This window comes from Citrobacter sp. Cpo045, assembly GCF_030332875.1.
Lineage (GTDB): Bacteria > Pseudomonadota > Gammaproteobacteria > Enterobacterales > Enterobacteriaceae > Citrobacter > Citrobacter portucalensis.
This window is the reverse complement of record NZ_JAOWGZ010000096.1, coordinates 203,894-217,531: the sequence shown is the minus strand read 5'-3', so window position 1 is coordinate 217,531 and position 13,638 is coordinate 203,894. Positions and strand designations below refer to the sequence as shown.

Annotated in this window: 10 protein-coding genes; 9 read left to right on the top strand and 1 reads right to left on the bottom strand. The window is 52.0% G+C overall.

Annotated features, from left to right (window positions below; all coding sequences use genetic code 11):
* Positions 1–59: 59 nt before the first annotated feature.
* From yddG to OGY13_RS12620, 3 genes are all read left to right on the top strand, one after another.
* Complete coding sequence (gene yddG / locus OGY13_RS12630) at positions 60–941, top strand: aromatic amino acid efflux DMT transporter YddG (protein ID WP_048214181.1); 882 nt, start codon at positions 60–62, stop codon at positions 939–941.
* Between the two features lie 460 nt (positions 942–1,401).
* Positions 1,402–2,499 carry a porin OmpD gene (gene ompD / locus OGY13_RS12625; protein WP_153753039.1) on the top strand — a complete coding sequence of 366 codons (1,098 nt, stop codon included), beginning with the start codon at positions 1,402–1,404 and terminating at the stop codon, positions 2,497–2,499.
* Positions 2,500–2,582: 83 nt separating this feature from the next.
* Positions 2,583–3,023: a GFA family protein gene (locus tag OGY13_RS12620; RefSeq protein WP_008784802.1), complete on the top strand. Its 441-nt coding sequence runs from the start codon at positions 2,583–2,585 to the stop codon at positions 3,021–3,023.
* Positions 3,024–3,026: 3 nt separating this feature from the next.
* On the opposite strand, the gene OGY13_RS12615 is transcribed toward OGY13_RS12620, so the two are convergent.
* Positions 3,027–4,511 carry an MFS transporter gene (locus OGY13_RS12615; RefSeq protein WP_213752749.1) on the bottom strand — a complete coding sequence of 495 codons (1,485 nt, stop codon included), beginning with the start codon at positions 4,509–4,511 and terminating at the stop codon, positions 3,027–3,029.
* A gap of 117 nt (positions 4,512–4,628) precedes the next feature.
* Between OGY13_RS12615 and OGY13_RS12610 the strand changes: the two genes are divergently transcribed.
* From OGY13_RS12610 to narI, 6 genes are all read left to right on the top strand, one after another.
* Positions 4,629–5,207, top strand: a complete 579-nt coding sequence (locus OGY13_RS12610) for a TetR family transcriptional regulator (RefSeq protein ID WP_057068227.1) — start codon at positions 4,629–4,631, stop codon at positions 5,205–5,207.
* 212 nt (positions 5,208–5,419) lie between these two features.
* Positions 5,420–6,805 carry a NarK family nitrate/nitrite MFS transporter gene (locus OGY13_RS12605; protein ID WP_008784805.1) on the top strand — a complete coding sequence of 462 codons (1,386 nt, stop codon included), beginning with the start codon at positions 5,420–5,422 and terminating at the stop codon, positions 6,803–6,805.
* 96 nt (positions 6,806–6,901) lie between these two features.
* Positions 6,902–10,642, top strand: a complete 3,741-nt coding sequence (locus OGY13_RS12600) for a nitrate reductase subunit alpha (RefSeq protein ID WP_008784806.1) — start codon at positions 6,902–6,904, stop codon at positions 10,640–10,642.
* A complete protein-coding gene (narH, locus tag OGY13_RS12595; RefSeq protein WP_008784807.1) occupies positions 10,639–12,183 on the top strand; it encodes a nitrate reductase subunit beta in 1,545 nt (514 codons plus the stop codon). The genes OGY13_RS12600 and narH overlap by 4 nt, the downstream gene beginning before the upstream one ends.
* A complete protein-coding gene (gene narW / locus OGY13_RS12590) occupies positions 12,183–12,878 on the top strand; it encodes a nitrate reductase molybdenum cofactor assembly chaperone (protein ID WP_003833045.1) in 696 nt (231 codons plus the stop codon). Before narH ends, narW begins: the two co-directional genes overlap by 1 nt.
* On the top strand, positions 12,875–13,555 hold the full coding sequence (gene narI, locus OGY13_RS12585; RefSeq protein WP_213752750.1) for a respiratory nitrate reductase subunit gamma: 681 nt from the start codon (positions 12,875–12,877) through the stop codon (positions 13,553–13,555). The genes narW and narI overlap by 4 nt, the downstream gene beginning before the upstream one ends.
* Positions 13,556–13,638: the final 83 nt, after the last annotated feature.

The following is a 13,638-nucleotide window of genomic DNA, read 5'->3' as shown; positions in this document are numbered from 1 at the left end:
GTAAAAGTGCTATAAATTTCAGCTTAAATTTTTGCCAGCACCATGGACAGACAATCAGAATGACAAAACAAAAAGCGACGTTAATTGGGCTCATTGCCATCGTGCTCTGGAGCACGATGGTCGGGCTAATGCGTGGGGTAAGTGAAGGACTGGGTCCTGCAGGTGGCGCAGCAATGATTTTTTCGTTAAGTGGCCTGTTGCTGATTTTTACCGTCGGCTTTCCGAATATCAGAAAAATTCCTGTGCGTTATTTAATCGCGGGTAGCGTGCTTTTTGTTACCTATGAAATATGTTTAGCGCTGGCTCTCGGTTATGCGGCTACTCGTCACCAGGCTATTGAAGTCGGTATGGTTAATTATCTCTGGCCGAGTCTGACGATATTGTTTGCTATTTTATTTAATGGTCAAAAAACAACCTGGCTGGTAATCCCTGGATTAATTATCGCATTGACCGGGGTTTGTTGGGTATTGGGTGGCGAAAATGGCCTTAATCCTGGTGAAATTATAAACAACGTTGCCAGCAGCCCGCTGAGCTATTTCCTCGCCTTTCTTGGCGCATTTATCTGGGCAACGTATTGCACGGTGACCAATAAATACGCAAAAGGCTTTAACGGTATTACCGTATTCGTTTTACTAACGGCTGCAAGTTTGTGGGTTTACTATTTTATGACTCCGCAACCAGAAATGAATTTCAGCACTTCGGTGACTATTAAAATGTTCTCAGCGGCATTAACGTTAGGATTTGCCTATGCGGCGTGGAATATTGGCATTTTGCATGGCAACGTGACCATCATGGCCGTAGGTTCCTATTTTACCCCAGTGCTATCCTCCGCTCTGGCTGCTGTGTTACTCAGCGCCCCGTTGTCGCTATCTTTTTGGCAGGGTGCATTGATGGTTTGTGCGGGTTCGCTACTTTGCTGGTTGGCAACACGCCGCGCCTGAAAAAAATCCGGGTTTTATCGCGCAAATCTAAAACCCGGCTACACTGTAATCAAATTAATGAATAATAAATGTTCATTCCACTTGTGGGTTATGTTTATTTTTGTTTAATTTAATGTTAAATAATTGGTGATTAATTAACTCCCGAAAATATTGCATGCTTATCTATATTCCTCAGTATGTATATATTACACCTGCGTGACTAACGCCATTTAAACCATAGACGGCACAATAGTCCCCTACGTAAATATACCCATTCAGATTTGTCACATATAAAGATTAATACAATCAGCTATATTATGTAGATCTGGATCACACAAATTCAAATATTTCGCAATATTATGAAACTTATTATTGAACTTATACCACTGCGTCATTTAAAAATAGTTTGCCATTGACGAACCCCTTCGTTTAGCAATGGTTTAGGAAACACACCAAGAAAAAATTATAAGGATTATTTAGAATGAAACTTAAATTAGTTGCAGTGGCAGTGACTAGCCTGTTGGCGGCAGGTGCGGTAAACGCAGCTGAGGTATATAACAAAGACGCAAACAAACTGGATATCTACGGTAAAGTTCACGCTCAGCATTACTTCTCTGACGACAACGGCAGCGATGGCGACAAAACCTACGCGCGTCTGGGCTTCAAAGGCGAAACTCAGATCAATGACCAGCTGGTTGGTTTTGGTCAGTGGGAATATGAATTCAAAGGTAACCGTACTGAATCCACCGGTGGTTCCAACAGCGACAAAACTCGTCTGGCATTCGCTGGTCTGAAATTCGCTGAATACGGTTCTTTCGACTACGGTCGTAACTACGGCGTAGCATACGACATCGGCGCATGGACCGACGTCCTGCCTGAGTTCGGTGGTGATACCTGGACCCAGACTGACGTATTCATGACTGGCCGTACTACTGGCGTTGCAACCTACCGTAACACCGACTTCTTCGGTCTGGTAGAAGGTCTGAACTTTGCTGCTCAGTACCAGGGCAAAAACGACCGTGACAACGACAAAGAAGCTAATGGCGACGGTTTCGGTCTGTCTTCTACTTACGAGTATGAAGGCTTCGGTGTAGGTGCTACCTATGCGAAATCTGACCGTACTGATTCCCAGAACAACCACAATGGTCTGTTCAAAGCTGACGGTAAGAACGCTGAAGTTTGGGCTGCTGGCCTGAAATATGATGCGAACAACATCTACCTGGCAACTACCTACTCTGAAACCCGTAACATGACTACCTTTGGTGGTACTGTTAACGGTAATAAGATCAACGGTATTGCAAATAAAGCACAGAACTTTGAAGCTGTTGCTCAGTACCAGTTCGACTTTGGTCTGCGTCCGTCCGTTGCTTACCTGAAATCCAAAGGTAAAGACATTGCAGTATACGGCGACCAAGATCTGGTTGAATACGTAGACCTGGGTGCTACCTACTACTTCAACAAAAACATGTCTACCTTCGTTGATTATAAAATCAACCTGCTGGATGATAACAACTTCACTCGCGCTGCCGGTGTAAGCACTGACAACATCGTGGCTGTTGGTCTGAACTACCAGTTCTAATTTTGTTGTAGTCTGAATACAAAGCCAGTCCTCCAAGGGCTGGCTTTTTCTCTTAATGTAGACTCGGTCATAAGGAGTATGCCGTGCAGACATTCACTGGTCGTTGTCTTTGCGGACAGAGTCATTTTACCGTTGACGTCGAAATGCTGGATGTCTATGCCTGCCACTGTACGCTGTGTCAGAAATGGTCAGGCGGCATCGCCATGTATCTGGAAGCCAGCACTCACCCGCTGATGTCGCCAGAATCGGCAGAACCTTCGCACTTTCCTTCTTCAAATCGTGGTGAACGGTTCTTCTGTTCCGGCTGCGGATGCCCACTGTGGTTTACGTTGACGGACAGCGATCGCTACTTTATTCCGTGGACACTTCTGGAACTTAATGAGGTAGATCGCCGCCGCCTGATATTAGCGGCAGAAATCTATACGGAAACACAGCCTGCGTTCTGGAGATTGACGGGGCAATACGCTCGACTGAGTGGGAAAGAAGTCGAAGAGATGGATTACCCCTGTCATTTAGCTCACTAGTTATTAACGTTGTACCTTTGCCAGACTGAACCACATTCCTATCGCTAATACGATAAGCATGCTGCCGGCGCTGCTTAAGGCCACGCTATGTGACCAGGTGAACGCTTCCCTGGCAGCCGTCAGCAATGCTTCACTCAGTGACGACGGGAGCGAGTGCGCCAGTTGTACCGCCTCCCCCATTGACGATGAGGCACGTTCCATTTCCTGCGGATTAAGTCCGGCTGGCGGCAGAATCGATGCAGAAAAGCTGCGGCTCAACAGTAAACCAAAGATAGCGATCCCAAGTCCTGCCCCCAGTTCATAAGCCATTGTCTCGATGGCGCCAGCGGCCGCGGCTTTTTCCGCCGGCGCTGCTGCCATGATAGCCGCCGTTGAAGCCAGGAGCGCACTGGCGGCGCTGAAGCCGAGCAAAGCCATCAAAATCCAGGCTTGTATCTGTTGGCTACTGAAATCCGTCATCGCCAGGCCGTAAAAACTGACGGCGCTCAGCGCCATGCCCGCCGTTGCCACACAACGTAATCCCAGGCGTGAAACCAACATACCGGCAATCGGTCCGCTGAAACCACTTGCCAGCATCACAGGCAGCATGAACAATCCAGCCTGATACGGTGTTAAACCGTGAACAAACTGTAGTTCCTGAGCCATCAGCAACTCAAAACCCACCAGCGTTATCATCGCGGTCATCGCCATCACTACACCGCTCAAGATAATGCGATGCGTGAACAGACGCATATCAATCATCGGGCGAGCTGCCGCAAGCTGGATACGGACAAACTGCCACAACAGTAAAGCGCCGGTTAACAGCGTCAGGGCGATGGCAACGGTCGCCGTATGCCCTTTCAGCGCGGTTTTAGCGCTGTAAACCAACAGCAGAATGGCAACAATCAGCATTATCGCATGACCAAAATTTAACGATTGATCGCGACGTCCAGCCTGGCGCGGCACTAAGCGTGCGGTTAAGGCCATTACCACCAGGACAATTGGCACATTAATTAAGAATACGGACCCCCAGTAGAAGTGCTCCAGCAGCATCCCGCCGACCAGTGGGCCAAACGCCGCACCGCCGGAACCGACCGCTGCCCAGACGCCGAGCGCCATATTTCGATGCCGTTGCTCAGAGAACGTGGCGCGAATACCCGCCAGCGTTGCCGGAACAATCATCGCCGCGCCAATTGCCAATACCGCCCGGGTTGCAATCAGCCAGCTTGCGTTATGAGCAAAAGCGGCCGCCAGCGATGCGAGACCAAATAATCCACCGCCTAACAGCAGCAGACGTTTAAAGCCGATGCGATCCCCCAGCGCACCCATTGGCAATACCATTCCGGCCATTACCAGGGAATAAATATCAATGATCCACAGCAGCTCGTTACCACTGGCACCCAGCGTCATACTCAGCGTGGGCGCGGCAACGTGCAGCACCGTTGCATCAATCGCAACAGGGATGTAGACCAGCACAATAATGACTAACGTTAACCACTGACGAAACATAAAACTCCCTAACGAAACCAAAACTGGACACATGTCCAGCTTTAGCGATCCTACGGAAAATTGAACATATGTCCAACTTTTTGTTAGACTGCGATCTATACGGGTACAGGAGGAATGATGAGCTATCTAAATCGGGATGAACGTCGGGAAGTGATTCTGCAAGCAGCAATGCGTGTCGCACTTGAAGAAGGATTTTCCGCCATGACGGTTCGACGCATTGCTGCAGAAGCTCACGTCGCGACGGGCCAGGTACATCACCATTTCGCCTCTGCCGGCGAACTCAAATCCCAGGCATTTGTGCGCCTTATCCGCACCCTACTTGATGCCGAACTGGTCAGCGAAGACGCCAGTTTCCGTGAGCGACTGCATGCGATGCTAGGCAGTGAAGATGGTGGTCTGGAACCCTATATTAAGCTATGGCGTGAAGCACAGGTTGTTGCGGGTAAAGATCCGGAAATTAAAAGCGCCTACCTGTTGACCATGCGAATGTGGCACGAAGAAACCGCCAACATCATTACACAAGGACAGAAAGCCGGTGAGTTCTCATCCGCGCCTGATGCCGCCGACGTCGCATGGCGCTTAATCGCATTAGTCTGCGGCCTGGATGGTATGTACATATTAGGTATTGAGGAAATGGCCGATCCTGCATTCGATCGTCATCTTGATCGTATGATAACGCAGGAGTTATTTATTTAATGTAATAGATGAATTAACAATACATCTTTTATGTTTACAATTGGTAACACTTAAGCAACGTGTAATTCTCCCATCACGCCGCGTTATTGCGCTTTTTTATCTATTCTTTCAGTCAATATTCCTAAAACTTTTCAATAGTTTCTAAAAAGAAGCCGCGCGGCGCTGCATGCGTTTATTTCTTTTTCATGAACGGCATGTGCATGGAGAATAATATGTCATCATCAAATGAGAAAAATAATCGTTATCTTTTAACTGACTGGAAACCAGAGAACCCCGGCTTTTGGGAAAATAAAGGCAAGCACATTGCGCGCAGAAACCTCTGGATATCAGTGAGTTGCCTGCTTCTTGCGTTTTGCGTTTGGATGCTGTTCAGTGCCGTAGCCGTCAATCTGAATAAAATTGGTTTTAATTTCACCACCGACCAACTGTTTTTATTAACGGCATTGCCATCTCTTTCTGGTGCAATATTACGCGTACCCTACTCCTTTATGGTACCTATATTTGGTGGTCGTCGCTGGACCATTTTTAGCACGATTATTCTGGTTATTCCCTGCGTCTGGCTCGGATTTGCCGTGCAAAATACCGCTACTCCGTTTGGAGTATTTATAATCATTGCGCTGATGTGCGGATTTGCAGGCGCTAACTTTGCCTCCAGCATGGGCAATATCAGCTTTTTCTTCCCCAAAGCGAAGCAAGGCAGCGCGTTAGGCGTTAACGGTGGTCTCGGCAACCTCGGCGTCAGCGTGATGCAGTTGATCGCGCCACTGGTGATCTTTCTGCCCATATTTACCTTTTTGGGCGTACAGGGCGTACCGCAAGCTGACGGCTCGTTATTGTCGCTGGCCAATGCAGCATGGATATGGGTGCCGTTACTGCTGATAGCCACCGTGGCAGCGGGCATGGGAATGAACGACATTGCCAGCTCGAAGGCCTCAATTGCCTCTCAGTTACCGGTCCTCAAGCGTTTTCATCTGTGGTTATTAAGTCTGCTGTATCTCGCCACCTTCGGTTCATTTATCGGTTTTTCGGCAGGCTTTGCCATGCTGGCGAAAACCCAGTTCCCCGACGTGAATATCCTGCAACTGGCGTTCTTCGGCCCCTTCATCGGCGCGCTTGCACGATCGGCGGGTGGTGTTATCTCTGACAAGTTTGGTGGTGTGCGTGTCACCTTAATTAACTTCATCTTTATGGCACTGTTCAGCGCCCTGCTGTTTCTCACTTTGCCCGGCTCGGGCGAAGGTAGCTTTATCGCGTTTTACCTGGTGTTTATGGGCTTGTTCCTGACCGCGGGTCTGGGCAGCGGTTCAACCTTCCAGATGATTGCGGTGATCTTTCGCAAAATCACAATTTATCGGGTGAAGCTGCATGGTGGCACTGAAGAGCAAGCTCAGCGGGAAGCGGTAACCGATACCGCCGCCGCCCTGGGGTTTATCTCCGCCATTGGCGCTGTGGGGGGGTTCTTCATTCCTAAAGCGTTTGGCTCATCGCTGGCATTGACCGGCTCTCCGGTGGGTGCCATGAAAATATTCCTCGTGTTTTACATCGTCTGCGTGCTGGTGACCTGGTTGGTCTATGGCCGTAAATCACAAAAAAAATAACAAAATGGATACCGCAGGATCGGACATTTAGGTAGGTCGGATCAGGCCTGGAGTTCGATTCACCGTCGGCAATATTATCGAAGCAGGAGTTATGTCATGAGTAAACTGTTAGACCGCTTTCGCTACTTTAAACAAAAGGGCGATACGTTTGCCGAGGGGCACGGGCAAGTGATGCACACCAACCGGGACTGGGAAGACAGCTATCGTCAGCGCTGGCAGTTCGACAAAATTGTGCGTTCTACCCACGGCGTTAACTGTACCGGCTCATGCAGCTGGAAGATCTACGTTAAAAACGGGTTGGTGACCTGGGAAACGCAGCAAACCGACTACCCGCGTACCCGTCCTGACCTGCCAAATCATGAGCCCCGTGGCTGCCCACGCGGCGCCAGTTACTCGTGGTATCTCTATAGCGCTAACCGCCTGAAATATCCCTTGGTGCGTAAACGCTTAATCGAATTGTGGCGCGACGCCCTCTCCCGCCAGCCCGATCCGGTGCTGGCCTGGGAATCCATTATGAACGACCCGCAAAAATGCCAGAGCTACAAGCAGGTACGCGGGCGCGGTGGATTTATCCGTTCGAACTGGAAAGAGCTTAATCAGCTGATTGCTGCCGCCAACGTCTGGACGGTGAAAACCTACGGCCCGGATCGCGTGGTCGGCTTCTCCCCGATCCCGGCGATGTCGATGGTTTCCTATGCCGCCGGCACTCGCTATCTCTCGCTAATCGGCGGAACATGTCTGAGTTTCTATGACTGGTACTGCGACTTACCGCCCGCGTCACCGATGACCTGGGGCGAGCAGACCGACGTTCCTGAATCCGCCGACTGGTATAACTCCAGCTATATCATCGCCTGGGGCTCTAACGTGCCGCAGACTCGTACCCCGGATGCGCACTTTTTCACAGAAGTACGCTACAAAGGCACCAAGACGATTGCCATTACGCCGGATTACTCGGAAGTCGCCAAACTGTGCGATCAGTGGCTGGCACCCAAACAAGGAACAGACAGCGCGCTGGCAATGGCGATGGGCCACGTCATCCTGAAAGAGTTCCACCTCGACAATCCCAGCGATTATTTCCTCAATTACTGTCGTCGCTATACCGACATGCCGATGCTGGTTTTACTGGATGCCCGCGAAGATGGCAGCTACGTGCCTGGACGCATGATGCGTGCTTCAGACCTTGTCGATGGCCTGGGTGAAAGCAACAATCCGGAGTGGAAAACGGTAGCCTTTAACAGCGCTGGCGAACTGGTTGTCCCGAACGGATCTATCGGTTTTCGCTGGGGGGAAAAAGGCAAATGGAACCTGGAACCACTGGCGGCTGGCGCTGAAACTGAACTTTCTCTTTCGCTGCTTGGTCAGCATGATGAAGTGACCGGCGTGGCATTCCCCTATTTTGGCGGCAACGAAAACCCACATTTTCGCAGTGTAAAACAAGAACCGGTGCTGATCCGTCAACTACCGGTAAAACATCTTACCCTCGCTGACGGTAGCCGTTGCCCGGTGGTGAGCGTCTATGATCTGGTGCTGGCGAATTATGGCCTCGATCGTGGTCTGGATGACGTTCATAGCGCGCAAGATTACAGCGAAGTGAAAGCCTACACCCCGGCCTGGGGCGAGCAAATTACCGGTGTGCCACGCCGTCATATCGAACAGATCGCCCGTGAGTTTGCCGATACGGCGCACAAAACGCATGGCCGTTCGATGATCATTCTCGGGGCTGGCGTCAACCACTGGTATCACATGGATATGAACTACCGTGGCATGATTAACATCCTCGTGTTCTGTGGCTGCGTGGGACAAAGCGGCGGCGGCTGGGCGCACTATGTGGGTCAGGAGAAACTGCGACCGCAAACCGGTTGGTTGCCGCTGGCCTTTGCGCTGGACTGGAACCGACCACCGCGTCAGATGAACAGCACTTCGTTTTTCTATAACCACTCCAGCCAGTGGCGTTATGAAAAACTCACCGCGCAGGAACTCCTCTCTCCGCTGGCCGACGCGTCGAAGTTTAGCGGACATTTGATTGACTTTAACGTGCGGGCTGAAAGGATGGGCTGGCTGCCGTCTGCGCCGCAGCTTAACCTCAACCCTTTGACCGTTAAAGCAAAAGCCGAACAAGCAGGGCTATCTCCTGCACAATACACCGCACAGGCGCTGAAGTCGGGTGATATTCGTTTTGCCTGCGAACAGCCAGATAACGGCAAAAACCATCCGCGCAACCTCTTCGTCTGGCGCTCTAACCTGCTCGGCTCCTCCGGTAAAGGGCATGAATACATGCTCAAATATTTGCTGGGTACCGAAAGCGGGATCCAGGGGGAAGCACTCGGTTCAAGCGAGGGTATTAAACCTGAAGAGGTTGAATGGCAGTCGGCGGCGATAGAGGGCAAGCTCGATCTGCTGGTCACGCTCGATTTCCGTATGTCCAGTACCTGTTTGTTCTCCGATATCGTTCTGCCAACCGCTACCTGGTATGAAAAAGACGATATGAATACCTCGGATATGCATCCGTTTATTCACCCGTTGTCTGCGGCGGTCGACCCGGCATGGGAATCGAAGAGCGACTGGGAAATTTATAAAGGCATCGCCAAAGTATTTTCTGAGGTTTGCGTCGGACACCTTGGACAAGAAACGGATGTGGTATTGCAACCGTTGCAACACGACTCTCCGGCAGAGCTGGCGCAGCCGTTTGACATTCAGGACTGGCGCAAAGGCGAATGCGATCTCCTCCCGGGCAAAACGGCACCGAATATCGCCGTTGTGGAGCGTGACTACCCCGCCACCTACGAACGCTTTACTTCACTTGGCCCGCTCATGGACAAACTCGGTAACGGCGGGAAAGGCATTGCGTGGAATACCCAGGCGGAAGTCGATTTCCTCGGCAAGCTGAACTACACCAAGCGCGAAGGCCCGGCAAAAGGACGCCCGCTGATTGACACCGCGCTGGATGCCTCTGAGGTGATCCTCGCCCTGGCACCGGAAACAAACGGTCAGGTGGCGGTGAAAGCCTGGGAAGCGCTGGGGGCGATGACCGGACGCGACCATACGCACCTGGCGTTGAACAAAGAAGACGAAAAGATCCGTTTTCGCGATATCCAGGCGCAGCCGCGCAAAATCATCTCCAGCCCCACCTGGTCCGGGTTGGAAAGTGAACATGTTTCCTATAACGCAGGCTATACCAACGTCCACGAGCTGATCCCATGGCGTACTCTGTCCGGTCGCCAGCAGCTGTATCAGGATCACGCGTGGATGCGAGCGTTCGGTGAAAGTCTGGTGGCGTATCGTCCACCTATCGATACCCGCAGCGTCAGTGAAATGCGCGAGGTTCCGCCTAACGGCTTCCCGGAAAAAGCGCTCAACTTCCTGACGCCGCACCAAAAATGGGGGATCCACTCTACCTATAGCGAAAACCTGCTGATGCTGACGCTGTCGCGCGGCGGACCGATTGTCTGGATCAGCGAGACCGATGCCAAAGAGCTGGGCATTGAGGATAACGACTGGATTGAAGCCTTCAACGCCAACGGTGCGCTCACCGCGCGTGCAGTGGTGAGTCAACGCGTGCCACCGGGAATGACCATGATGTATCACGCTCAGGAGCGAATCATGAATATCCCTGGCTCAGAAGTGACCGGGATGCGCGGCGGGATCCATAACTCGGTGACCCGCGTCTGCCCGAAACCCACGCACATGATAGGTGGCTATGCGCAGCTGGCATACAGCTTCAACTATTACGGTACGGTCGGCTCTAACCGCGATGAGTTCATCATGATTAGAAAAATGAAAAATATTAACTGGCTGGATGATGAAGGTCGCGATCAGGTACAGGAGGCGAAAAAATGAAAATACGCTCACAGGTAGGCATGGTTCTTAATCTGGATAAGTGCATCGGCTGCCACACCTGCTCCGTCACCTGTAAAAACGTCTGGACCGGGCGTGAAGGGATGGAATATGCGTGGTTTAACAACGTCGAGACTAAACCGGGGATTGGCTATCCAAAAAACTGGGAAGATCAGGAAGAGTGGCAAGGCGGCTGGGTTCGCGATGTTAACGGCAAAATAAGACCGCGTCTGGGCGGCAAGATGGGCGTAATCACCAAAATTTTCGCCAACCCGGTGATCCCGCAAATTGACGACTACTATGAACCGTTTACCTACGATTATCAGCATCTGCATAGCGCGCCGGAAAGCAAGAATCAGCCCACCGCGCGTCCGCGTTCGCTGATCGATGGTAAGCGGATGGACAAGATTATCTGGGGTCCAAACTGGGAAGAACTGCTTGGCGGCGAATTTTCAAAACGTGCCCGCGACCGTAACTTCGAGAAGATGCAAAAGGAGATGTACGGCCAGTTCGAAAACACCTTCATGATGTATTTACCGCGCCTGTGCGAGCACTGCCTGAACCCAAGCTGTGTCGCCACCTGCCCAAGCGGTGCTATCTATAAGCGTGAAGAAGACGGCATTGTGCTGATCGACCAGGACAAATGTCGCGGCTGGCGCTTGTGCATCAGCGGCTGTCCGTACAAAAAAATCTACTTTAACTGGAAGAGCGGTAAGTCAGAGAAGTGCATTTTCTGCTACCCACGTATTGAGTCCGGCCAGCCGACGGTATGTTCGGAAACCTGCGTTGGACGTATTCGTTATCTCGGCGTATTGCTGTACGACGCCGACCGCATCGAAGAAGCGGCCAGCACCGAGCATGAGACCGATCTCTATGAGCGTCAGTGCGATGTATTCCTCAATCCGCACGATCCGGCGGTCATTGAAGAGGCGTTAAAACAAGGTATTCCGCACAACGTCATCGAAGCGGCCCAACGTTCGCCAGTCTACAAAATGGCGATGGACTGGAAACTGGCGCTGCCGCTGCACCCAGAATATCGCACCCTGCCGATGGTCTGGTATGTACCGCCATTGTCACCGATTCAGTCGGTCGCCGACGCGGGCGGACTGCCGCACAATGGCAACATTTTGCCGGCGGTTGAGTCGCTGCGAATTCCGGTTCAGTACCTCGCCAACATGCTCAGTGCTGGTGATACCGGTCCGGTGCTGCGCGCGCTGAAACGTATGATGGCCATGCGCCACTATATGCGTGCGCAAACAGTGGAAGGCGTGACGGACACACGCGCGATTGAGGAAGTAGGTTTGACCGTTGAGCAGGTTGAAGAGATGTATCGCTATCTGGCCATCGCCAACTATGAAGACCGCTTTGTGATCCCGACCAGCCACCGCGAAATGGCGCGCGATGCTTTCCCGGAGAAAAACGGCTGCGGATTTACTTTCGGTGACGGCTGCCATGGCTCAGATACCAAATTCAACCTGTTTAACAGTAGCCGTATCGATGCAATCGACATCACCGAAGTGCGCGATAAAGCGGAGGGTGAATAATGCAAATCCTGAAGGTTATCGGCCTGCTGATGGAATATCCCGACGAGCTGCTGTGGGAGTGTAAAGACGACGCGCTGGCGCTTGTGGCCAGCGATGCCCCCATGCTTACCGAATTTAGCCAGGGATTGCTCAATGCGCCACTGCTGGATAAACAAGCGGAATGGTGCGAAATCTTTGACCGGGGCCGGGCCACCTCTCTGCTGCTGTTTGAGCACGTGCACGCCGAGTCCCGTGACCGGGGTCAGGCGATGGTTGATCTGCTGGCGCAGTATGAAAAGGTCGGGCTACAGCTCGACTGCCGCGAACTACCGGATCACCTGCCGTTGTATCTGGAGTATTTGAGCGTGTTGCCGGAGGACCAGGCCAAAGAAGGACTGCAGAACGTTGCTCCGATTCTGGCTCTGTTGGGCGGGCGCTTAAAACAGCGCGATACGCCATGGTATCAACTGTTTGACGCCCTGCTGCTGCTTGCCGGAAGCCCTCTTTCAAGTGACAGTGTCACTAAGCAGGTTGGTGCTGAAACCCGCGATGATACTCGTCAGGCGCTGGATGCGGTGTGGGAAGAGGAACAGGTGAAGTTTATCGAGGATAACGCCACCGCCTGTGACAGTTCACCGTTACAAAACTATCAACGACGCTTTAGCCAGGACGTGGCGCCGCAGTATGTCGACGTCAGCGCGGGAGGCCCGAAATGATACAGTACCTGAACGTCTTTTTTTACGATATCTACCCGTACCTGTGCGGTACGGTGTTTATCCTCGGCAGTTGGCTACGCTATGACTACGGGCAATACACCTGGCGCGCCTCTTCCAGCCAGATGCTGGACAAACGCGGCATGGTGCTGTGGTCAAACCTGTTCCACATCGGCATTCTGGGGATCTTTTTCGGTCACCTGTTCGGCATGCTAACGCCGCACTGGATGTATGCCTGGTTCCTGCCGATTGCGGTGAAACAACAGATGGCGATGATTGCCGGTGGGCTTTGTGGCATACTGACGCTGGTTGGTGGCGCAGGCTTGCTGGTGCGGCGTCTGACCAACCCGCGCATTCGTGCAACGTCTTCCACCGCTGATATTCTGATCCTTTGCGTTCTGCTGATTCAGTGTATCCTCGGCTTAACCACCATCCCGTTCTCCGCACAGCATCCTGACGGCAGTGAAATGCTGAAACTGGTTGGTTGGGCGCAGTCAGTGGTGACCTTCCAGGGCGGCGCATCTGCACATCTGGATGGCGTGGCGTTGATTTTCCGTGTGCACCTGGTTCTGGGGATGACTATCTTCCTGCTATTCCCGTTCACCCGTCTGGTCCACGTATGGAGTGCGCCGTTTGAGTACTTCACTCGCCGCTATCAGATAGTGCGTTCCCGCCGATAATTGAACTCTGATGCCCGGTAGCGCTTGCGCTTACCGGGCCTGCATCGCTATCCCGCTTTTTGTACGTTATGATGCTTCTCCAT

What these genes read in the sequence shown, in the direction of transcription:
- yddG (WP_048214181.1), top strand. Translation starts at nt 60, where the DNA reads ATGACAAAACAAAAAGCGACGTTAATTGGGCTCATTGCCATCGTGCTC.
- ompD (WP_153753039.1), top strand. Translation starts at nt 1,402, where the DNA reads ATGAAACTTAAATTAGTTGCAGTGGCAGTGACTAGCCTGTTGGCGGCA.
- OGY13_RS12615 (WP_213752749.1), bottom strand. Translation starts at nt 4,511, where the DNA reads ATGTTTCGTCAGTGGTTAACGTTAGTCATTATTGTGCTGGTCTACATC.
- OGY13_RS12610 (WP_057068227.1), top strand. Translation starts at nt 4,629, where the DNA reads ATGAGCTATCTAAATCGGGATGAACGTCGGGAAGTGATTCTGCAAGCA.
- OGY13_RS12605 (WP_008784805.1), top strand. Translation starts at nt 5,420, where the DNA reads ATGTCATCATCAAATGAGAAAAATAATCGTTATCTTTTAACTGACTGG.
- OGY13_RS12600 (WP_008784806.1), top strand. Translation starts at nt 6,902, where the DNA reads ATGAGTAAACTGTTAGACCGCTTTCGCTACTTTAAACAAAAGGGCGAT.
- narH (WP_008784807.1), top strand. Translation starts at nt 10,639, where the DNA reads ATGAAAATACGCTCACAGGTAGGCATGGTTCTTAATCTGGATAAGTGC.
- narW (WP_003833045.1), top strand. Translation starts at nt 12,183, where the DNA reads ATGCAAATCCTGAAGGTTATCGGCCTGCTGATGGAATATCCCGACGAG.
- narI (WP_213752750.1), top strand. Translation starts at nt 12,875, where the DNA reads ATGATACAGTACCTGAACGTCTTTTTTTACGATATCTACCCGTACCTG.